This is a genomic window from Mucilaginibacter polytrichastri, assembly GCF_001911425.1.
Taxonomy (GTDB): domain Bacteria; phylum Bacteroidota; class Bacteroidia; order Sphingobacteriales; family Sphingobacteriaceae; genus Mucilaginibacter; species Mucilaginibacter polytrichastri.
Window position 1 is genome coordinate 1,397,409 of sequence record NZ_MPPL01000001.1, and the last position, 21,380, is coordinate 1,418,788.

18 protein-coding genes and 1 pseudogene are annotated in these 21,380 nt (G+C 41.1%); 12 read left to right on the forward strand and 7 right to left on the reverse strand.

What is annotated here, in order from left to right; all coding sequences use genetic code 11:
* Positions 1-206: 206 nt before the first annotated feature.
* From RG47T_RS06160 to RG47T_RS06175, 4 genes are all read left to right on the forward strand, one after another.
* Positions 207-446, forward strand: coding sequence for a hypothetical protein (locus RG47T_RS06160; RefSeq protein ID WP_139235648.1), 240 nt, complete (start codon positions 207-209; stop codon positions 444-446).
* Between the two features lie 291 nt (positions 447-737).
* The gene (locus tag RG47T_RS06165) at positions 738-2,048 is read left to right on the forward strand and encodes an aspartate kinase (RefSeq protein WP_074488613.1); all 1,311 of its coding nucleotides are present in this window, start codon (positions 738-740) and stop codon (positions 2,046-2,048) included.
* Positions 2,049-2,072: 24 nt separating this feature from the next.
* Positions 2,073-3,245 carry a diaminopimelate decarboxylase gene (gene lysA / locus RG47T_RS06170; RefSeq protein ID WP_074488614.1) on the forward strand — a complete coding sequence of 391 codons (1,173 nt, stop codon included), beginning with the start codon at positions 2,073-2,075 and terminating at the stop codon, positions 3,243-3,245.
* 663 nt (positions 3,246-3,908) lie between these two features.
* The gene (locus RG47T_RS06175; RefSeq protein WP_074488615.1) at positions 3,909-5,252 is read left to right on the forward strand and encodes a GH1 family beta-glucosidase; all 1,344 of its coding nucleotides are present in this window, start codon (positions 3,909-3,911) and stop codon (positions 5,250-5,252) included.
* 69 nt (positions 5,253-5,321) lie between these two features.
* Here the strand turns inward: RG47T_RS06175 and RG47T_RS06180 are convergent, their stop codons facing one another.
* Positions 5,322-7,412, reverse strand: a complete 2,091-nt coding sequence (locus tag RG47T_RS06180) for a tetratricopeptide repeat-containing sensor histidine kinase (protein ID WP_074488616.1) — start codon at positions 7,410-7,412, stop codon at positions 5,322-5,324.
* Positions 7,413-7,484: 72 nt separating this feature from the next.
* Positions 7,485-8,666 (reverse strand): acyl-CoA dehydrogenase family protein, encoded by a 1,182-nt coding sequence (locus RG47T_RS06185; protein ID WP_074488617.1) that lies wholly within the window; start codon positions 8,664-8,666, stop codon positions 7,485-7,487.
* Between the two features lie 82 nt (positions 8,667-8,748).
* Here RG47T_RS06185 and folB point away from each other — a divergent pair, with 82 nt between their 5' ends.
* The 3 genes from folB to RG47T_RS06200 are packed head-to-tail and all read left to right on the forward strand — an operon-like array spanning position 8,749 to position 11,472.
* Positions 8,749-9,105, forward strand: coding sequence for a dihydroneopterin aldolase (folB, locus tag RG47T_RS06190; protein ID WP_074488618.1), 357 nt, complete (start codon positions 8,749-8,751; stop codon positions 9,103-9,105).
* 5 nt (positions 9,106-9,110) lie between these two features.
* Positions 9,111-10,511: an FAD-binding oxidoreductase gene (locus tag RG47T_RS06195; protein ID WP_074488619.1), complete on the forward strand. Its 1,401-nt coding sequence runs from the start codon at positions 9,111-9,113 to the stop codon at positions 10,509-10,511.
* A 22-nt stretch (positions 10,512-10,533) separates the two neighbouring features.
* Entirely contained in the window at positions 10,534-11,472 is a 939-nt protein-coding gene (locus RG47T_RS06200) for an AlbA family DNA-binding domain-containing protein (protein ID WP_074488620.1), read from the forward strand.
* Between the two features lie 126 nt (positions 11,473-11,598).
* Here RG47T_RS06200 and RG47T_RS06205 read toward each other — a convergent pair whose 3' ends face one another.
* On the reverse strand, positions 11,599-12,045 hold the full coding sequence (locus tag RG47T_RS06205; protein WP_074488621.1) for an acyl-CoA thioesterase: 447 nt from the start codon (positions 12,043-12,045) through the stop codon (positions 11,599-11,601).
* A 133-nt stretch (positions 12,046-12,178) separates the two neighbouring features.
* On the opposite strand from RG47T_RS06205, the pseudogene RG47T_RS06210 reads away from it, so the two are divergent.
* Positions 12,179-12,616, forward strand: a pseudogene (locus RG47T_RS06210) (Hsp20/alpha crystallin family protein).
* 90 nt (positions 12,617-12,706) lie between these two features.
* Here RG47T_RS06210 and RG47T_RS06215 read toward each other — a convergent pair.
* Positions 12,707-13,057: a hypothetical protein gene (locus tag RG47T_RS06215; protein WP_074488622.1), complete on the reverse strand. Its 351-nt coding sequence runs from the start codon at positions 13,055-13,057 to the stop codon at positions 12,707-12,709.
* Positions 13,058-13,066: 9 nt separating this feature from the next.
* A complete protein-coding gene (locus RG47T_RS06220) occupies positions 13,067-13,558 on the reverse strand; it encodes a YajQ family cyclic di-GMP-binding protein (RefSeq protein ID WP_074488623.1) in 492 nt (163 codons plus the stop codon).
* Between the two features lie 171 nt (positions 13,559-13,729).
* Here RG47T_RS06220 and ppk1 point away from each other — a divergent pair, with 171 nt between their 5' ends.
* From ppk1 to RG47T_RS06240, 4 genes are all read left to right on the forward strand, one after another.
* Positions 13,730-15,787, forward strand: coding sequence for a polyphosphate kinase 1 (gene ppk1, locus RG47T_RS06225; protein WP_074488624.1), 2,058 nt, complete (start codon positions 13,730-13,732; stop codon positions 15,785-15,787).
* Positions 15,784-16,659, forward strand: coding sequence for a Ppx/GppA phosphatase family protein (locus RG47T_RS06230; RefSeq protein WP_074488625.1), 876 nt, complete (start codon positions 15,784-15,786; stop codon positions 16,657-16,659). The genes ppk1 and RG47T_RS06230 overlap by 4 nt, the downstream gene beginning before the upstream one ends.
* 180 nt (positions 16,660-16,839) lie before the next feature.
* Complete coding sequence (locus tag RG47T_RS06235; RefSeq protein ID WP_074488626.1) at positions 16,840-17,403, forward strand: UbiX family flavin prenyltransferase; 564 nt, start codon at positions 16,840-16,842, stop codon at positions 17,401-17,403.
* Positions 17,404-17,450: 47 nt separating this feature from the next.
* The gene (locus RG47T_RS06240; protein WP_074493177.1) at positions 17,451-18,392 is read left to right on the forward strand and encodes a DUF5996 family protein; all 942 of its coding nucleotides are present in this window, start codon (positions 17,451-17,453) and stop codon (positions 18,390-18,392) included.
* Positions 18,393-18,492: 100 nt separating this feature from the next.
* Here RG47T_RS06240 and RG47T_RS06245 read toward each other — a convergent pair whose 3' ends face one another.
* On the reverse strand, positions 18,493-19,071 hold the full coding sequence (locus tag RG47T_RS06245; protein ID WP_074488627.1) for a TMEM175 family protein: 579 nt from the start codon (positions 19,069-19,071) through the stop codon (positions 18,493-18,495).
* A gap of 54 nt (positions 19,072-19,125) precedes the next feature.
* The gene (locus RG47T_RS06250) at positions 19,126-21,324 is read right to left on the reverse strand and encodes an ATP-binding protein (RefSeq protein ID WP_074488628.1); all 2,199 of its coding nucleotides are present in this window, start codon (positions 21,322-21,324) and stop codon (positions 19,126-19,128) included.
* Positions 21,325-21,380 lie beyond the last annotated feature (56 nt).

Below are 21,380 nucleotides of genomic sequence, written 5' to 3' on the forward strand. Positions count from 1 at the left end.
AGTTAATACTTAAGCATCATTTCAACTTAAAAGTTAATACAGTTTAAAATCATTATTTATTAGTTTCATCAGCGTAATTATCACTGCCAGGGAGTTTAAGAAAATACTGACCGGTGTTTAATAATTGAGGTGTTAAAAACTATGACTAAATTACGCCCTTTCAGCGGTTTTTAGAAACCAGTTACCTTAAAATGAGTTATTACGATATGAATCCCTTTGAAGTAGAAATCCCGATGATAGATCGCCCATTGGTGATCACTGTTAAACACCGTGCCGAAGCTAACGCCAGTGTATATGACCTGTATTATGCCGACGGCCTGTGCGGCTACATGTATTGCAATGAGCATAATGTATGGATCTATAAACCACATTTGCATGCAGCGTTATTGCTTGATGAAAGCCATATCCAGCATTTGGGTAAAGCTATTGGCGAGCACAGTAAGTAGATCAAGAGCCAAGATACAAGAGCCAAGAAACAAGATAACTTCACCCCGGCCCTCTCCAAAGGAAAGGGAGCAAAAGCATAATATACTTAAGACCTCTCCTTTTGGAGAGGGTTGGGTGAGGCTCTTCTCAAATTTTATTAGCTAAATCCTGTTTAAAATCTTATTTTTAATGCCGCTAAAGCGGGTGCTGCGTTAAATTACTGCTGATCAATAATCTAGTACTTCTCCGGGCACCCAAAACCCGCTTAATGCAGCAGAATAACAATATTTGTCTTTTTAAACAGCACAACAATGAAAGTTTTAAAATTTGGCGGAACATCTGTAGGTAGCCCCGAGCGGATGAAAAAGCTGCTGAATATTATCAATGCCGATGAGCGCCAGATTGTGGTACTGTCGGCTGTTTCTGGTACAACCAATAACCTGGTAGAAATTGGGCAGGCCTATCTAAAGGGCGATAAGCCCAAGGCAGCTGCGCTAATTAAAGCGTTAAAGGGTAAGTATGAACTGTTTATTAAGGAACTTTTTAAAGAAGAAAAATATTTAAACAGGGGTAAGGAGGTAATTGATTATCATTTCGGTTTGCTGACTATGCTATCAAACGACCTGTTTACGCCAATTGAGGACAAGATCATTTTGGCGCAGGGCGAACTATTGTCGACCACATTATATCATGTTTACCTGCAGGAGATTGGCGTACCATCGGTATTGCTGCCCGCGTTGGATTTTATGAAGGTTGATGAAGACCACGAGCCGCTGGTTGATTACATTACCGACCACATTACCCCCTTATTAAACAAAAACCCGGATAATAAACTGTTTATTACCCAGGGTTATATCTGTAAAAACTCATTCGGCGAGATTGATAACCTGCGCCGTGGCGGCAGCGATTATACTGCGTCATTAATAGGTGCGGCTATTCGCAGCGAAGAGGTGCAGATTTGGACGGATATTGACGGTATGCACAATAACGACCCGCGAATAGTAAAGGGTACACAGCCCATCAGCCAGCTTTCATTTGATGAGGCTGCTGAGTTGGCCTATTTCGGTGCCAAAATTTTACACCCGCAAAGTGTGTTCCCGGCACAGAAATATAAGATCCCGGTGCGGTTGTTAAATACCATGGACCCGCAAGCCGCAGGCACGCTGATCACTAATGATAGCGAGAAGAACAAGATCAAGTCTATCGCAGCTAAAGATGATATTACGGCCATTAAAGTTCAGTCGAGCCGTATGTTGCTGGCGCATGGCTTTTTGCGCCGCCTGTTCGAAGTTTTCGAGCGTTATAAAACTTCGATAGATATGATAACTACGTCGGAAGTTGGCGTATCATTAACCATTGATGATACCACCCATCTGGGCGAGATCACCAAAGAACTAAACGCTTTCGGATCGGTAGAGCTGGATGTAAACCAAACCATTATTTGTGTAGTGGGCGATTTTGGTGCCGAGAAACATGGCTATGCAGCCAGGGTGCTCGAATCGGTAAAGCACATTCCCATCCGGATGATTTCCTATGGGGGCAGCGACCATAATTTATCTTTACTGGTAAAAACAGAAGATAAGGTAGAAGCCCTGAGAAGTTTACACAGCAGATTATTTTAATTAGATTTTTTAAAGCATTAATTAATGTTTACCAAAGATATTACAACCCGTTTCGGGGAAATAGAAACACCGTTTTATTACTATAACCTCGATGTACTGCGCGATACGCTGCAGGCGTGCCAAAACGCGGCCCAAAAGTATGGCTACCACGTACACTACGCCATGAAGGCTAACTTTAATCCTAAAGTGCTGCAAACTATCCAGTCGTACGGTTTTGGTGCCGATTGCGTGAGCGGTAACGAGGTTAAAGCGGCTATTGAATATGGCTTTAACAAGGATAAAGTTGTTTTTGCAGGCGTAGGTAAATCTGATAAAGAGATTAACCTGGCGCTTGATGCGGGTATTTTCTGCTTCAATGTAGAGTCTGTTCAGGAATTGCTGGTGATTAACGATCTGGCAGGTGCTAAAGGCCAAAAGGCTAATGTAGCTATCCGTATCAACCCCAATGTTGATGCGCATACCCACCACTTTATTACCACCGGGTTAGAAGAGAATAAATTTGGCGTAAACGTTTGGCAATTGCCGGATGTGGCCGATACTTTGCGCAACTGCAAAAACCTGAATCTGCTGGGTATCCATTTTCATATCGGCTCGCAAATTACCGATCTGGAGACGTTTAAAACCTTGTGTACCCGCGTTAACGAACTCAGCGAGTGGTTTGAACAAAAAGGCTTTAATATTAAAGTACTGAATGTAGGTGGTGGTTTTGGTGTAAACTATTATTCGCCGGATCATGATAATATTGCCGATTTTGAGGCTTATTTTAAAGTATTCAGTGATTTTCTGAATGTTAAGCCCAACCAGGAAGTACATTTCGAATTAGGCCGTGCCCTGGTAGCGCAGTCGGCATCGCTAATTGCACGGGTGCTGTATGTAAAGAATGGTTTGAAAAAGAATTTCCTGATACTGGATGCCGGTATGACGGAGCTGATTCGCCCGATGTTGTACCAGGCTTACCATCAAATAGAAAACATAAGCCGGTTATCTGTTGCCGGTTCTCAGTTGTCAGACAAAGCTATTATATACGATGTGGTAGGCCCGATTTGCGAGAGTACCGATTGTTTTCGCAAGGATGTAGAACTGCCCGAATCATTCCGCGGCGATCTGATCGCAGTGCGTACGGCAGGTGCGTACGGCGAAGTAATGGCCTCGCATTACAACCTGCGCGACCAGGTACAGAGTGTTTACAGCGAATAATCCCTCCCCAGCCCTCCCCGAAGGGGAGGGAGTTTATGATATGTAGAGGCACAATACTTTGTGCCTCTTTTTTATTTATACAGGTGGCCGCGTTAGCGATTGCAGTGAAAAGCCCGGAGTGAAGCGTAGCGAAACGAGGACTTGCAACGGATAGCGCGGGCCGAAGGCAACGCCCGGGAGAGAATTAAGATACAAGAACCAGGAATCAAGACTTTTTCCTGTATTATCCTATTATCATCCTGGCGTGGGAAGAATCTTGTACAGCTTGATTTGTAATGCAGAAGATTTCTCTTACGTCGATGACAATAGAGGGCGTATTAAATGATAATTCGCTTAACAGAAACTTCATCTAAATAGCGCATTAACTTAACTGGTAACCAGTAACTTAGTATAAACAAAATTCAATAGATATGAATTTGCTCAATAAAATATACAGCCTGTTTAACAGCATCCGCGAAAGGGTAATGCTGCAACGCATTAAGTCGGTCTACATGCATTAATGGTATTGTTTTGTAAAAATTCTAAAGCCTGTTTACAGGCTGCCTGCTTTTCTACCCCTGTGATTTTTTCTGTAAGCTATTTATATTTTCCTGAAACTTTACCGGGTGTCCGTCGGTTTGTTGTTTCTTTGTTGCAACTAAAAACAATGGAGCATAGTAGCTGATGGGTGAGTTAAATAAAAGTCTTTTCGGTGATGATTTTCAGTGGGGGGTATCTGCTGCTGCTTTGCAAACAGAGGGTGCCTGTGATGTGGATGGAAAAGGCCAGAGTATCTGGGATGTTTTTTCTTCAAAAAAAGGGAAGATCTTAAACGGCGATCACCACCATATTGCCTGCGATTTTTATAACCGCTACCAGGAAGATATCGATATTGTCAAAAGCCTTAACATTCCCAATTTCCGGTTCTCTATTTCGTGGACAAGGATTTTACCGGAAGGCACCGGTGAGGTTAACCAGGCCGGTATTGACTACTACAACCGGGTGATAGATTATTGCCTGCAACAGGGGGTTGAACCCTGGATAACACTTTACCATTGGGATTTGCCGCAAGCCCTGGAAGCCAAAGGCGGCTGGACCAACCGCGACGTTGTGGTGTGGTTTTCTGCCTATGTTAGCATATGTGCCGATGCCTTTGGCAGCAAAGTAAAGCACTGGATGGTAATGAATGAACCATCGGTATTTACCGGGGCGGGTTACTTTTTGGGCATCCATGCACCGGGTAAAAGCGGGTTAAGGAACTTTGTGCCCGCCGTACACCATACCGTATTAAGTATTGTTGCCGGGGCGAAGATACTACGTGATAAGTTACCTGCAGACAGGCAAATTGGTACTACATTTTCATGTTCCTATATCGAACCTGTTTCGCAGTCTGATAAAGATATTGCCGCAGCCAACCGTGCCGATGCCTTAATTAACCGTTTGTTTATTGAGCCCATACTGGGTTTGGGCTATCCCACAACCGAGATTACCGCTTTAAAACGGATCGATAAATTTATACTGCCCGGCGATGCTGAAAATATGAGCTTTGATTTCGATTTTATCGGCATCCAGAATTATACCCGCGAACTGGTTGAGTATTCGTTTTTTACACCCTATGTAGGCGCAAGCCTGGTTAAGGCCACCAAGCGCAACGTGCCGACCACTGAAATGGGGTGGGAGGTGTACCCGGCTTCTATCTATGAGATGATTAAAAAGTTTAACGCTTACCCGCAGGTTAAAAAGATCATTATTACAGAAAACGGCGCAGCTTTTAAAGATAGCCTAGTTGAAGGACAAGTTGATGACCAGCAACGTATTGCTTACCTGGACGATTATTTGCAGCAGGTATTAAGAGCAAAAAATGAAGGTTATAATGTAGAAGGTTATTTTGTGTGGACACTAACCGATAACTTTGAATGGGCCGAGGGCTATCATCCACGGTTTGGCTTGGTGCATATTGATTTTGATACCCTAAAACGGACGGTGAAAAACTCCGGATATTGGTTTAGAGATTTGCTGTCGAAATAATTGTATTCATTATTGTCATTCAAAACATCAGAAAGAATTTCTTATATCGAAGCAGATCCTTCGTTATACTCAGGATGACAAAGGAGCTCTGTTCAGTTCCACATAAAAAGTAGTTCCATTCTCACTGCTATCAAACCATATTTTACCATGGTGCTTCTCTATAATCTGCTTGCAAATAGAGAGGCCTAATCCAAAAGATTTCTCGCCCATGGTACCTGGTCTTTTGGCCTCGGTAAACATGTTAAATACTTTAGTCTTGTTTTCCTCGGGTATGCCAATGCCATGGTCTGTAATGGCAATGCATAAAGTATGTGCATTGCGCAGTGCTTTAACCTGTATGGTACCGCCCACCGGGCTAAATTTAATAGCGTTAATAATCAGGTTACTAACTACGCGCCAAATTTTCTCCCTGCTTATAAGCAGCATTTCGGGCGAATCCAGTGTGGTAAGCTCTATTTTCTGGTTCTTTTCGGCGGCTTTAAAACGTAATAGTTCTATACTGTTATTTAATAGCGTATTAATATCTACCAGTTGCATTTTCGATTCGCCGATGGTGCTATCGGTAGCTTCAAATATTTCGTTGATTAACTCCAGCGAATTGTCGGCAGTGTCTTTAATTATATTGATGTATTGCGTTTGTTCCTCGTTAAAATCATTGTCGGTTACCATGGCATTGGTTAATGAGGAGATACCTCCCAGCGGGTTACGCAAGTCATGTGCAACGGTGTGCAAAATTCGGTCTTTTTCCCGGCTGCTGTCATTTAGTTTTTCCAGCGTTTTTTCGAGATTTATCTTTTGTTGGTTTACCTGCTCATTTAAAGTATTAACGGTAAATAATTCATTTTTAGATCGCTTCCAGTTTCTGTAAATTAACAAAATAATAACCAGGGCCATTATTACAAAAATTGCGGCTACAATTAAGTAGGCACGTTGCATTTTGTTATTGTTGGTAAGGCTGGTAATTTCGTACTCTTTTTCATAGTTTTCCAGCTGGTCGTTTACATTGGTTTCTTTAAGTAAACGGGTGCTTTCAAGCAGCGAATCCTTTAGCACATTATAGCGCCTGTTATAATTTAAGGCTATAACCGGTTGGTTTTTGCTTGCGTAATAATCGCTCATTAACCGGTACCAGTCAGACTCTGCATTTTTATTAGAAATAACCGATAGTTGCTTATGTACGCTATCTAACAAACTTATCATTGGCTGCTCTTGCTTTTCATCGGCGTATATTTTGGCCAGTTTAATTTCTGATAGCAAGGCATCGGCATTGTCATTGCCCTTTTTCAGGTTAATGGCAATGCTTGCTGTAAGTAAATGCTTTGCTGTATCATATTGGTGGCGTTTAATATAAATATCGGCCTGGTTGCCATATATAACAGCGAGGGCAACATCCAGCAAGTGTGTTTTGAGTTTAAAGCCCGGGCCTTTTTGGTTAATGTAGTCAACCCCTTTCTGAAAATAAATTAAGGCGCTATCCGGCTTATTAATATGTTTATAAGCCAGTGCTATATTGTCGAGTACTTCCTGATTACGATAAAATAATACGAAATCGGCATCGTGAGGCAGTGTTTTGCTGAAACTTTCTTTAAAGTAATTAATTGATAAATTATAATGCGCTTGCTGGTAGGTTATCATCCCCAAGCGATATTCATAGCTTGATAATACAACATTATCAAGGTAGCTTTTGCCTATATGGTGGCCGGTAAAATAACATTCGTAGGCCTCTGCATAATTATGCAGCTCGAAATAAGCATCGCCCTTGGCAAAATTAGCCTCTGCATAAAGTGAAGGGTATTTTTGCTGCCCCCCGTTTTGATTAACCACTGCCAGCATGCTATCGGCGTAAACCAGCGCTTTTTTATAATTGTTCTGGTATTTACCCACCAGCACAAAATGGTACGCTAAGCGCCTGAAATTGTCATAAAAAGAAGGGTGCGCAATTTTAGCATAGGCCGAGTCAAGGTATTTTACTCCCCATGCCGGGTCTTTATCGCTTAATCTATTAACAGTGTCGGAGATTGGTTTAAAAGCTGCCGAATAATTAACAGATTTTTTACCTTGCTGGTTACAGGATGCAAAAAAGAATAAAGCAACAAAGCACAGCAACACTTGGCGGCTGTGCTTAATAATTAAGCTATTGTATATTTTGGTATAAACCAATGTATGGATTAAGGTTACTCTGTAAATATAATATTCGGCATTTTAAGTTAGTAATATTAATTTAACAAATATTTACTTAAAAGCATCTAAGCCTGTTATATCCATGCCAGTAATCAATAAATGGATATCATGTGTGCCTTCATAGGTAATTACAGATTCGAGGTTCATCATGTGGCGCATAATCGAATATTCGCCGGTGATGCCCATGCCGCCCAGTATCTGTCGGGCCTCGCGGGCAATGTGCAGCGCCATATCTACGTTGTTGCGCTTGGACATCGATATTTGTGCCGCTGTAGCCCGGTTCTCACTTTTTAAGGTACCCAGTCGCCAGGCCAGTAATTGTGCCTTGGTGATCTCGGTGATCATTTCGGCCAGCTTTTTTTGCTGCAGCTGAAAGCCTGCTATCGGCTTGCCAAATTGTACACGCTCTTTGGCATAGCGTAGGGCAGTATCATAACAATCCATAGCAGCGCCAATAGCGCCCCATGCAATGCCGTAACGGGCTTGGTTTAGGCATCCTAATGGTCCTTTTAGTCCGGCTACATTAGGCAATATATTTTCTTTCGGTATTTTAACGTTATCAAACACCAGTTCGCCGGTGGCAGATGCGCGTAACGACCATTTATTGTGCGTTTCGGGCGTTGTAAAACCTTTCATGCCACGCTCGGCGATCAGCCCGCGAATTTTACCGCTTTCGTCTTTTGCCCAAACCACGGCAATATCTGCAAATGGGGCATTAGAGATCCACATTTTAGCGCCATTTAATAGGTAATGGTCGCCCGTATCTTTAATATTAGTAACCATACCGCCGGGATTAGAGCCATGGTCGGGTTCGGTTAATCCGAAACACCCCATCAACTCGCCCGATGCCAGTTTGGGCAGGTATTTATGTTTCTGCTCTTCAGACCCATAAGCATATATCGGGTACATTACCAACGAGCCCTGTACCGATGCTGTGGAGCGGATGCCTGAATCGCCGCGTTCCAGTTCCTGCATAATAATGCCATAGGCTGTATAATCGAGCCCGGCACCGCCATATTCCTCGGGTATGGTTGGGCCAAAAGCACCGATCTCGGCCAGCCCTTTTAATAATTGTTTAGGGAAGGTGGCATTTTGCGCATGGGTGTCAATAATGGGGCTGAGTTCTTTTTTTACCCAATCGCGCACCGATTGTCGAATAAGTTTATGTTCGTCGCTTAAAAGCTCATCAAGCAGGTAGTAGTCCGGCGATTCAAATAAGTCGGTTCTTGGCATAATTTTAGGATATCAGTTTAACAAATCTAATCAAAGCATACATTCATATGGGTATATTGTATGCATTAATTTACTTTTGAAAATGATAGAAGTTGCATTACACGGTGCCGAGTTTTTTGCCAGGCATGGTTATTATCCGCAAGAGCAGCAATTGGGTAACCAATTTATAGTTGATATTGAGGTAGCCTTTAATCCGGCTGGTAATTTTAATGATGATAAGCTGTCTAATACGCTTAATTATGAGCAGTTATACCTCATTGCCTGCGAAGAAATGAAAATTAACCGCCAACTGCTGGAAACCGTAGTGCAGGCTATGGTAGACCGTATTAAAGCCGACTATGATTTTGTGGAAACCATAAAGGTGAGGTTGAAAAAATTGAACCCGCCTTTAAGAGGCCAAGTAGAGGCTTCATCTGTTACCATTACTTATCATAAGTAACCGATATGGATTACCAGACCATCACGCCCCAATTGCTACAGCAATTTAAAACTATAGTTGGCGACGCGTATATTTTAACCGCTGCAGAAGATCTGGAAAAATATAGCCACGACGAAACCGAAGACCTGGTTTACTACCCACAGGTAGTAGCCAGGCCACAAATGGCCGAAGAGGTTGCTGCTTTGTTAAAGCTATGCAATGCAAACCACATCCCGGTTACGCCACGCGGCGCAGGTACGGGGCTAAGCGGTGGTGCATTACCTGTTAAGCAGGGACTGGTAATTGCCATGGAACGGTTTAATAAAATCACTCAAATAGATGAAGAAAACCTGCAGGCCACTGTAGAACCTGGTGTAATTACCGAAGTTTTGATGGATGCAGTTGCCGAAAAGGGCTTGCTTTACCCGGTTGACCCGGCCAGTAAGGGGAGTTGCTTTATTGGCGGCAATGTATCGCATGGGTCGGGCGGGCCCAGGGTGGTTAAGTATGGTACCATTCGCGAGTATGTGTTGAATTTGCAGGTGGTATTAACATCGGGTGATATTATCTGGACCGGTGCCAATACACTTAAATATGCATCGGGCTATAACCTTACCCAATTGATGATAGGCTCGGAAGGTACGCTGGGTATTGTTACGGCTATTGTGGTGAAGCTTATTCCTCAGCCTAAATATAATGCGCTGCTGCTGGCGTCTTTTGAAACTAATGAAGCTGCATGTGGTGCTGTTTCGGCCATATTTAGGGCGGGCGTAATTCCATCAACCCTGGAGTTTATGGAACGCAAAGGGATAGAGTGGGTAATTAAATATGACGGCCTTGCTTTTGATCTCAAAGATAATATCCAGGCATTTTTGCTTATCGAAGTCGATGGTAATAACCAGGATGTAATTTTAGAAAATTGCGAACAGATTAATACCGTGCTCGAAGCTTTTAATTGTAAGGATGTGCTTTTTGCTGATACTAATGCCCAAAAAGAAGAACTGTGGCGCATCAGGCGAACAATGCCCGTTTCTGTAAAATCAAACTCTGTCTATAAAGAAGAAGATACCGTGGTGCCGCGTGCGGCATTGCCTCAACTTATAAAAGGTATTAAAGAAATAGGTACCCGTTATGGTTTCGAGTCGGTATGTTATGGCCACGCCGGAGATGGCAACCTGCATGTTAATATAATTAAAGGCGATATGAGCGATACCGACTGGAACACTAAACTTAAAGATGGCATCCGCGAAGTTTTTGAACTTACTGTTGGGCTAGGCGGCACGCTTTCCGGCGAGCATGGTATCGGCCTGGTACAAAAGGATTATATGTCTATTAAGTATACCGATGTGCATTTTGTGCTATGGCGCGGGATAAAACAAGTTTTTGACCCTAATGGGATCTTGAACCCGGCGAAGATATTTGAGTAGATATTATTTAACATAGAAGTGTATGGATATTAAAACGATAGAATTAGAGGTGAAAAATACTATCTTAAAATCATTGGCAGGATCTGAGGCTGAAAATCCTAAAATTGACTGTAAGGCTAAATGGTATGATTTAAAACAAGAATCACAAATCCATGAATTTTTAAAAGATACTTCAGCAATTGCAAATACATTCGGCCTTGACGGATATATTATTATTGGGTATGACACTAAAAGCCAAAATTTTACGGATTCATATGTTAAAGACTCTAATTTAAAAGATGAATCAGAAATCATGGGGATTATCGCCAGGCATGTTGAATCCGTTTATACAGTAAATGTTTATGACATTATGTTTGAAGATCATAAATTAAGCGTTATACATATCCCTCCTTCTTTGTATAAACCTCATGTAATAAAAAACTATAAACGATTTAAGCAAGATAAAATAACAGACCATCTACAAAGAATTTTTGTAAGAAAGGGTACTACAACAGCTATAGCAAATAAGAATGATCTTGAACTGATGTACTATGACAGGAAAAATATTATTCCAGATTATGATGTAAGGGTTAATGCAAATGCAGTAAGCAAAAATTTTTTAATGAATTCTACGGCGGGTGTAATCACATATCTTGGACTCCAACTTAACTTAATAGTCGAAAATATAGGTAAAAGACCCATTGCTATTGTGAAATTTGCTTTTCGAAGAGCTAAATACTTAGACGACAGTAAATCTTCTATGGTAGATTTAGAGTCAGAGAAATTAGGACCAATGGTATTGAATGCGTCAGAAATGAAATCCATCACAGTAAAATTTAATACAATTGGGGTGAGTGGTGAGCATGATAATAAATTTTTCTACCAATATTATGAAGGCAGTACAGAGATTACGGCTATCAAATCTATTGTTTTGCACTTATCTAATGGAAAAACAATCAATACAGAAATGACTGAATTTTAGAAGGCATATATTGATTTATATATGAATTAGGCATAGCTACGCAAATTAAATAGGATTGGCGATGATTGCTTTGTAACCCTCGCATCAATGACAAATTTGATAAGTCTTGTTTCTTGCCTCTCTCATCTAATGCGTATTCGTAATCAAGCCCGGCTCATCATATTTAATCATACTTTCGCGCTCTCTTGATGGGATAGGGATTGATTTATTGCTTTCGTAATCATAACTTATGCATACCGATTTACCTACGGTGCAAATTTCTTCGCCGTCTTCTGTTTGACGGGTAAGCAGGTATACCATATCGAAACTGCTGTTGCCAATGCGCGATGTACGCACATAACAAAAAATAGCATCGTTGATGCTGATCGGTTTTAAATAATTAATTTCTGAACGGCCCAGTATTACGCCTGCTTTAGAGAAATCCCAATCGGCCACTTCTTTCCAGTAGCTTAGCCTTGCTATTTCAAAATAGGTTAAATATATGGTGTTGCTCACATTTCCGTAGGCGTCTATATCAGAGAAACGGATAGATATGGGCGTCTTAAAGTTATAATCAGCTATTATTTCAGGCATGTTGCGTCAGTTTGTCTTGTGTCTTTGTTTTATACAGACAAAAAGTCAGTCATTGCTAACTTTAATGTTGTTGGTATAAGAGTTGACATATAGGTAACGAAGATAATAAAAGAAAATTCTGGAGGAACATAAAATGACATTAGTAAAATTTAACAACGGACACAGAAATGCAGTTAATCCATTTTTTAACGACGTTTTTCAATCATTAATAAACGATTCGCAAATAAGCGACCGTTTAATTAACAAAACACCTGCAGTTAACATTGCCGAAACAGAAAATCAGTTTCAAATTGAATTAGCTGCCCCTGGTTTAAGCAATGAAGACTTTAAAATTAACCTGGATAAGAATATTTTAAGTGTTTCTGCCGAAAAGAAAGCAGAAAATGCTGAAGAAGGTAAAAAATACAGTAAAAAAGAATGATCTTACAATTCATTTGTAAGATCATTTACTTTGCCCGAAAGTGCAGATCATTCAAAAATTGATGCCGAATATGTTGATGGGATTCTGAAATTGAATGTAGCCAAAAAAGAAGAAGCTAAACTTCAGGCAAGAGAAATAGCTGTAAAGTAATTAAAGTTTGTTTTCATAACAGTGTTGGTTTAGTTTAAAGGCAGCTCCCTTAATTGGGAGCTGCCTTTTTTATGCCAAAATGTGAGAAGGTTATTTCTTTATTTTATTGTAGTATATGCCCTCTTCGTCGGCATAGATAATTCTGATGGTATCATTGTGATATTCTACGCCAGCGGACCAAATGCCATTATTGTCGCCAAAGTTGTTAAAGTTGACTGTAGAGCCCTTCAGTTGCCAGGTACCTTTAAAATGGCCGTAATAATTTTTATAAAAATAGTTATGGTCATTCGTTACTATAAGGGTGTCTAAGCCATGAGGCCCATTTCTTTCTCGATTATCAGATGCATAAGTTCCAGGAATGTCTTTTTGTTTTATTTCTTTACATGACATGATTAAGGCGCATATTACAATGAAAGTAATCCAAACGGAAAAAGCTTTCATGGTTGCAAATTAGTTACGCATGTTAATGTACTGTAATGGCTGCCCAAAATCTTCGGTGCGGCAAAGGCTTATTACAGCCTGCAGGTCATCAATTTTTTTGGCAGTTACGCGTACCTGGTCGTCCATTATGGCTGCCTGTACTTTTAGGCCGCTGTCTTTAATTTTCTTTACTACCTTTTTAGCAGCTTCTTTATCAAGGCCTTCCTTAATTTTAATACCCTTGCGGATCATATTGCCCGATGCTGCCTGCTCTTCGCCAAAGTCAAGCGCTTTGGGGTCAAGTCCCTGCTTCATCATGCGGCTGATGATCGAGTCTTCTATGGCTTTCAGGCGCATATCATTCTCGGTAACTATGGTTAGTTCGTTGGTTTTTTTATCCAGTTCAACGGTGCTTTTAGAGTCGTTGAAATCGTAACGGTTTAAAATGTCCTTTTTTGCTACGTTAATGGCGTTATCAAGGGTTTGTCCGTCTATCTTGCTCACAATATCAAATGAAGGCATACAATGTATATTTAATTTAAATGTAATGATACTAGTTTAATAATAACGGGGGCCAAAATTATTTGTTTTTTGACGTTAAATAAAACCTACTTATTTAAATTAAGTTAATATTAAATTAACAAATAAATGAGCAGTTTTGCATACAGCGCCTAATTGCCGAAGCTCCTCGATATGCCCCATGACAAACGGATACCTTTAGTAAACAGAGAAATTAGTTGGTTATACTTTAACGACCGGGTTTTGCAGGAAGCTGCAGACCCTACCGTACCGCTGATAGACCGCATACGTTTTCTGGCTATTTTCTCATCAAACCTGGATGAATTTTACCGGGTAAGGGTAGCTACGCTTACCCGCCTTGCCAATTTGAACGAGAAGGCTAAAAACCTGCTTGGTTATAACCCCAAAAAGGTTTTAACCCAAATTAAAAGCATTGTAATTAAGCAGGAACGTAAGTTTAATAACCTGTACGAGAACATTATTATTAAGCAGCTTGCCGCCGAAAAGATCTTTATCCTGAACGAAAAGCAACTGAACGTTACCCGTGGTGCATCGGTAAATGAGTATTTTAGAAATAAGATATTGCCTACGCTGGTACCTATTATGCTGGATGAAGATTCGCCCATACCAGAACTGCGCGACCGGGCCATTTACTTTTTTGTAAAGCTAACCACCAAAAAGAAAACACGGCTGGCCCTGATCGAGTTCCCCGATAATTTGCCGCGTTTTATGGTACTGCCGCAAACTAATGATCTTAATTTTATCATCCTGCTGGATGATGTGATCAGGTACAGTTTGGATGAGATCTTCTTTATTTTTGAATACGACAGTATCGAAGCATACTCGATACAGCTTACCCGTGATGCCGAACTTGATTTGGACAAAGAAGTAAGCGAAAAGTTTATAGATGCCCTGAGTAAAAGCCTGCAAAAGCGCCGCAAAGGTAAGCCCATGCGCTTACTCTATGATGCCGAGATGCCTGCAGATATGGTAAATAACCTTACCTTAAAGCTCAACCTGCACAGCGAAAACCTGATACCGGGTAATCGCTACCATAATTTTAAGGATTTTATTAAGTTTCCTAATACCAATAAACCCCAACTGGAGTATCCGCGCTACAAACCTTTGCCAGTAAAAGATCTGTCGTTCGGTAAAAGTTTGATTAACCAGATTATGGTGAAAGACTACCTGGTAAGCACACCTTACCAGTCGTTCGATTATACCATTCACTTTTTACGCGAAGCCGCCATTGACCCCAAGGTAAAGGAGATCAGCATCAGCCTGTATCGCCTGGCCGAAAATTCGAGCGTGATCCACGCTTTAATTAATGCGGCTAAAAATGGCAAGAAGGTGAATTGCCTGATAGAACTGCGCGCCCGTTTTGATGAGCAGAACAATATTTATTGGAGCAACCGCCTCGAAGAAGAAGGGGTGAACGTAATATATGGCATCCCGAATTATAAGGTGCATGCCAAAACCTGCCTGGTTATGCGCATTGAGAAAAGCAAACCTGCTTATTATGCCTGCCTGTCTACCGGTAACTTCAATGAAAAAACGGCTAATATTTATGCCGACCATACGCTGTTTACCTGTAATAAGAAAATAACAGACGACCTGATCCTGGTTTTTAAAGATCTGCAAAGAGGTGCGTTGCCCAAAGGGCTTAGAAACCTGATTGTATCGCCGGTTGATTCGCGCCCGGCAATTTATAAAATGATTGACCAGGAAATTAAGACAGCCAAAGCGGGAAAACCGGCTTACATGATCCTGAAAATGAATAGCCTGTCTGACGAGCAATTGATCACTAAATTATACCAGGCCAGCGGTGCCGGTGTAAAAATTAGCTTAATTGTAAGGGGGATGTGCTGCTTAATCCCACAGGTAAAAGGGTACAGCGAAAATATTAAGGTAATCAGCATCGTTGATAAGTACCTGGAGCATGCACGGGTATTGATATTTGGTAACGAGGGCAAAGAAAAGGTATACCTTACTTCGGCCGATTTGATGACGCGCAATATTGATAACCGCGTAGAGGTTGGTTTCCCTATTTATGATGAGGCTTTAAAACAGCAGATCAGGGATATTATTGACATACAATTACAGGATAATACCAAAGCCCGAGACCTTAATGGTATCGGCACTAATAAGTACCACAAAACAAAGTCGGATGTGTTGCATCGGGCGCAAATAGAGATCTATAATTATCTGAAAGCTAAAAATATACAAAATTGAGATACGCCGCCATTGACATCGGATCAAACGCAGTACGCTTGCTAATTGCTGATGTTACCAAACACAGCACTACTGCCTCTTTTAAAAAAAACACGCTAATACGGGTGCCGTTACGCCTTGGTGATGATGCTTTTCAAAAGCAGCTGATATCGCCCAAAAAGGCAGATGAACTTGTTAAAACCATGAGCGCTTTTAAAAATCTGATTGATGTTTACAAGGTTGATGATTATATGGCCTGTGCTACATCGGCCATGCGTGAGGCTACCAACGGACAGGAAATTGTAAAGCGGATTAAGAAAGAAGCCGGCATTACCCTCGAAATTGTACATGGCGAGCGTGAAGCAAATATTATTTATGCCAGCCATATTGAGCAGGATATAGATAATACGAAAAACTACCTGTATATTGATGTAGGCGGTGGCAGTACCGAGCTTTCCCTGTTTTCGTCGGGCAGCTTATTTGCTTCACAATCATTTAACATTGGCACCATCCGCATGCTTGATAACCAGGACAAAGATGAAACCTGGAACGAGATGAAGCAGTTTATTTTAGACCATACCCGCAAGCTTAAAAATGTATCTGGCATAGGTACAGGCGGTAATATTAATAAATTATACAAACTGTCTGACGAAAAAGAAGGCTCGCCTTTGAGTTTAAGTAAGCTAAAAGCTTTGTATAACAACCTCAATTCGTACTCGTTAAAGGATAGGATCAATATTCTGGGCCTTAACCCGGATAGGGCCGATGTAATTATACCTGCCTGCGAAATATACCTAACCGTAATGAAATGGGCAGATATTAAAAATATTTATGTGCCCAGTGTAGGTATGGTTGATGGTATTATCCAGACGCTGATTGAGAAAAATGCCTAGAACTTAAGGTTAAAATAAATTAAACTAATTGTTTATAAATTAAAAATTAGTTTCTACATTTGTATTGCCCTCTCAAGGGGCATGTTTTTCATAGGTAGATGTAGGGTCGAGTACGAGTTATTCGACCCTTTTTTTATTTATATTCCGTAACATTGTCCCTGTAAATTCTGTTTATTTTTCATGAAAAAGATTGTTGTTGCTGTAACGGGAGCCAGTGGTTCTATATATGCCAAAGTATTATTTGATCAATTAATAAAGCTGAAAGATCAGGTTGATAAGGTGGCCGTTGTAATGTCTGATAACGCCAAAGACGTTTGGAAATACGAATTGCAGAACGACGATTATAAGAATTATCCTTTCGACTTTTACCAGAAGAATGATTTTTTTGCGCCCTTCGCTTCGGGTTCTGCCCGGTTTGATACTATGGTGGTAGTGCCTTGCTCAATGGGTACACTAGGCCGTATAGCCGCAGGTATATCAGATGATCTGATATGCCGTGCTGCTGATGTGATATTAAAAGAACGCCGCCGGTTGATTCTGGTGGCGCGCGATACCCCATTAAATCTCATCCATATCCGCAACATGCAAACCGTAACCGAGGCCGGCGGTATTATTTGCCCCGCTGTGCCGTCGTTTTACAGTTTACCTAAAACTATTGAAGATGTGGCTTTAACGGTTGTGAACAGGGTGGTAGATCTGATTGGCTTAGATCACCAGAGCTATCGCTGGAGTGAGGGATCATAACTTAAAATACAATTTAATTCGTTACTAAAGTATTACCTATGACTATTATGAACGAGCAAAAAATACATCTCTGGCCACAATTAGACTACCAGCAGTTGAAAGAGACGATCGCAACTGTACACATGTGGACGCAGATGGTAGGCAAAGTCAGGTTAATTCAAACCCCATGGATTAACCATTCGTGGCACGTAACCTTGTATGTTAGCCCAATAGGCTTAACAACGGGCAGCATACCATACCACGAAGGAAGTTTCCAGATCGACCTTGATTTTATTGATCACCAGTTGCATATTTTTACCAGTGCAGGTAAAAAAACTTCTTTTTCGTTAGGTGCCAAAACCATAGCCGGCTTTTATATCGAACTGATGGACAACCTTAAAGCTGTAGGCATAGATACAGCGATTTACGCTGTACCAAACGAAGTAGAGCCTGCTATCCCGTTTTTAGAAAACCATATACCATGTACTTACCATGCTGATGTGATGCATAACTATTGGCAGGCGCTGGTGAAAATTAATAACGTGTTTACCAAATTCAGGGCCGTGTTTGATGGTAAATGCAGCCCTGTGCATTTCTTTTGGGGTGCATTTGATTTGGCGGTAACCCGTTTCTCTGGTCGCAAGGCACCGCTTCATCCTGGTGGGGCACCTAATATACCGGTTGCGGTAATGCAGGAGGCTTACTCTCAGGAAGTAAGCTCATGCGGGTTTTGGCCGGGCAGCGATCAATACCCAAACCCAGCATTTTATGCTTATTGCTATCCCACGCCTAATGATTTTGGAGCGCAGAAAGTAGCACCGGAAGGCGCTTTTTACAGTAAAGAGATGGGGGAATATTTGTTGCCCTATCACGTAGTACAGCAAGCTGCAGATCCGGAAGCCAGCCTCCTCGGGTTTTTGCAAACTACTTATAATGCCGCCGCGGTTACAGGTAATTGGGATAAAAGCCTGCAATGTGATTTATCTGGTTTAAAGACCAGTGTAGAATAACGCAGCCCGGCAATTTTATAAGGGATTAATAAAACCACATCATGCCGCAGGCGTTATGAATCTTGAATAGATAACAGTATATTAACAGTTATTGCAATTTTTATTCAGCCGTTATCTTTCTTTCTACTCTGGTATCCGGGATAAACCATATCATAGCTACAATTATATATAAGGCAATGCTTATCAATGGTTTATAAAAAGCAACTGCCATGCCAACGAGATATAAAATTACAGATGTGATGCTTTTCCAGTTGTGCCCAAATGCTTGCGATAGTATGGAATCTTTACCAGAGCGTTTAATGAGTAAGTAAGCAAGCAGGGTATAGGCTCCCGCATTCATGGCTAAAATACCACCATAAAAAAATACAGGCCATTGCGCAAAATGGTTTTCGCCCATCCAGGCGGTCACAAAAGGTATCAGAGAGAGCCAGAATAATAAGTTAAGGTTTGCCCAAAGTATCTTGCCGTCTATACGGTCTACCAGGTAAATCATATGGTGATGGTTATTCCAATAAATACCAACATACACAAAGCTTAAAAGGTAGCAGAAAAAGACAGGCATCAGGGGGAGAAGCGCGTGCAGATCTGCACTGTGCGGTACTTTAAGCTCTAGTACCATAATGGTGATAATAATGGCGATAACCCCATCGCTAAATGCTTCTAAACGGCCCTTTTTCATTTGTTATTAATAAGTATTAAGCTAAAATAAGCATCTGCAATGTTGCTGCAATTACTAACCACCAGCCAAAGCTGCATGCAGTTTATCAATCTCTATGGGTTTTCGTAAAAAGCCGCTAAAGTAGTTTATGTATTCGGCCTGGTGTTCGGCTGTAATATCGGCAGTGAGGGCAAATATGGGGGTATTTAAATTAGGGTTATCATTATTGCGGATATGCGCCGTGGCATCAAATCCATTCATTTCGGGCATGTGTATGTCCATCAAAATAAAATCGTAGGTTTTTGATTGCGACATGGCTATAGCTTCGATGCCATTTTTGGCGTGCTCTGCAGTGATGCCCCATTTAGATAATAGCTTACGGGCTACCAGGGCATTAATCATATTATCTTCGGCTAATAGGATATTACAATTATTAAGATCGTAAAAATTTTTAACAGGCGGTTTGGAGGTGGTTAAGCATTTGCGCAGTTTAAGGCTAAAATGAAAAACCGAACCTTTACCCATTTCGCTTTTAACAACTACCTGGCTTTCATGGAGTTCTATTAACTTTTTTACAATAGCCAGCCCAAGGCCAGAGCCGCCCTGCTTACGCGTGGTAATTGATTTTGGCTGCGAAAAACTCTGGAACATTTTGTCAAAATATTCCGGCGGGATACCTGAACCGGTATCCGAAATAATGAACTGCAGGGTGTCTGTAAATTCATCACCATCCAGTTTTTTTACTTCCAGTTTTACTGTGCCTTTTTCGGTGTATTTAATGGCATTACTAATCAGGTTGCCCAAAATTTGTACAATTTTGGTTTCATCCATTTCATAGCTCTCCCAAATATTCCGGTCGAGCTTTACCGACGGTTTAAGGCCTTTTTCAAGGGCCATACTATCGTATGTGCGCGTTATGCGGTTTATTAATGAGCTAAATTCGCATGGGTGTAACTCTAACTGTACTTTGTCCGCATCCAGCTTAGTAAAATCCAGGATGTCGTTAATAATAAGCAACAGGTTGTTGGAGGCAAACTTCAGCGAATCGAACAGGTCTTTTTCACCCGGTTCAGAGCGTTCGCTAAGCAGCGAAGTAATGGTGATCACAGCATTTAGCGGTGTGCGGATCTCGTGGCTCATGGTAGAAAGGAATTCCTGTTTCATTTTAGCAGTTCGCTCAGCAAGTTCCTTTTTCTCCATAATCTCAGCTTTTTCCATCTGCACCCGTGCATCATTTTTAAGCGCCTCCATTTTAGTGATCAACTCATAATTTTCAATCACTTGCAAGGTTTGGGTATTAATTACGCCTTCTTTTTGCTGTAAATAAAGTTCCAGGTATTCGAGCGATTTCTCGGTATTGTGTTCTTTTTTATAAACCTGGTAAAGCAGGTGGTTTGATTTAAACTTAATGATGGTAATATTATATTCGCTGCTAAGTGAAAGGGCGTTTTGCAAAATTTCCTTTGCTTCATCATTTCGCCCCATCTCTACATACAGTACCCCCATTTTATACAGGGCCATAGCATTACCCAGTTTATCATTTTCGCGGTTATGAATAACCATGGCTTCTTTAAAATCGCGTTCGGCTTTCTGATACTCGCCTGTTTTGGTGTATACCTTCCCGCGCCCGTAAATAGAAAAGGCCAGCCCACGGATATCGCCCGATTCGTTTTTTAGTTCGATAGCATCTTCAATGAGCTGCATTGCTTTGTTGATATCGCCTTGTTTCAGGTAGATGCCCGAAAGTGGGTTATAAGCATTAGAAATGAGGTTATTGTCCTTAATTATTTCTGCGGCTTCTATAGAGCTTTCGTAAGCCCTAACCGCATTGCGGATATCGCCAATGTACTCGTATATAGTGCCTAATGATTTTTGCGCCCTGGCCTGGTTATGATAGTCCTGATATTTGCGGTAAATAACCAGGCAATCCATTAAATATACGAGGCCCAGATGGTAATTATCGGTTTTATAATAAACGCCTGCAATGCTGTATTTGGCATCGGCAATACCGCGCTCATCGTTTAGTAGTTCAAAGTGTTTAATGGCTTCCTGGGCATATTCAATGGCGGCTGTGTACTCGCCCATAATCATGTAAAACAACGACAACCGGTTAAGGCTCTGTCCCGTTAATGCAGTATTATTAATTTCACGGCTTTGTATTAAAGCGTTGTTGGCAAGTAGTGTGCTTTTTTTTAGGTCATAGATACGCGTTTTGTAGGCTTCATCCAGCAGTAATTTTATCTGTTCGATGGGGTCATTATCAACGGTATTCATGTTTAATATACAGCGCAGGCGTTAAATTGGTTGTGTTTGATAAAGGTTAAGAATTA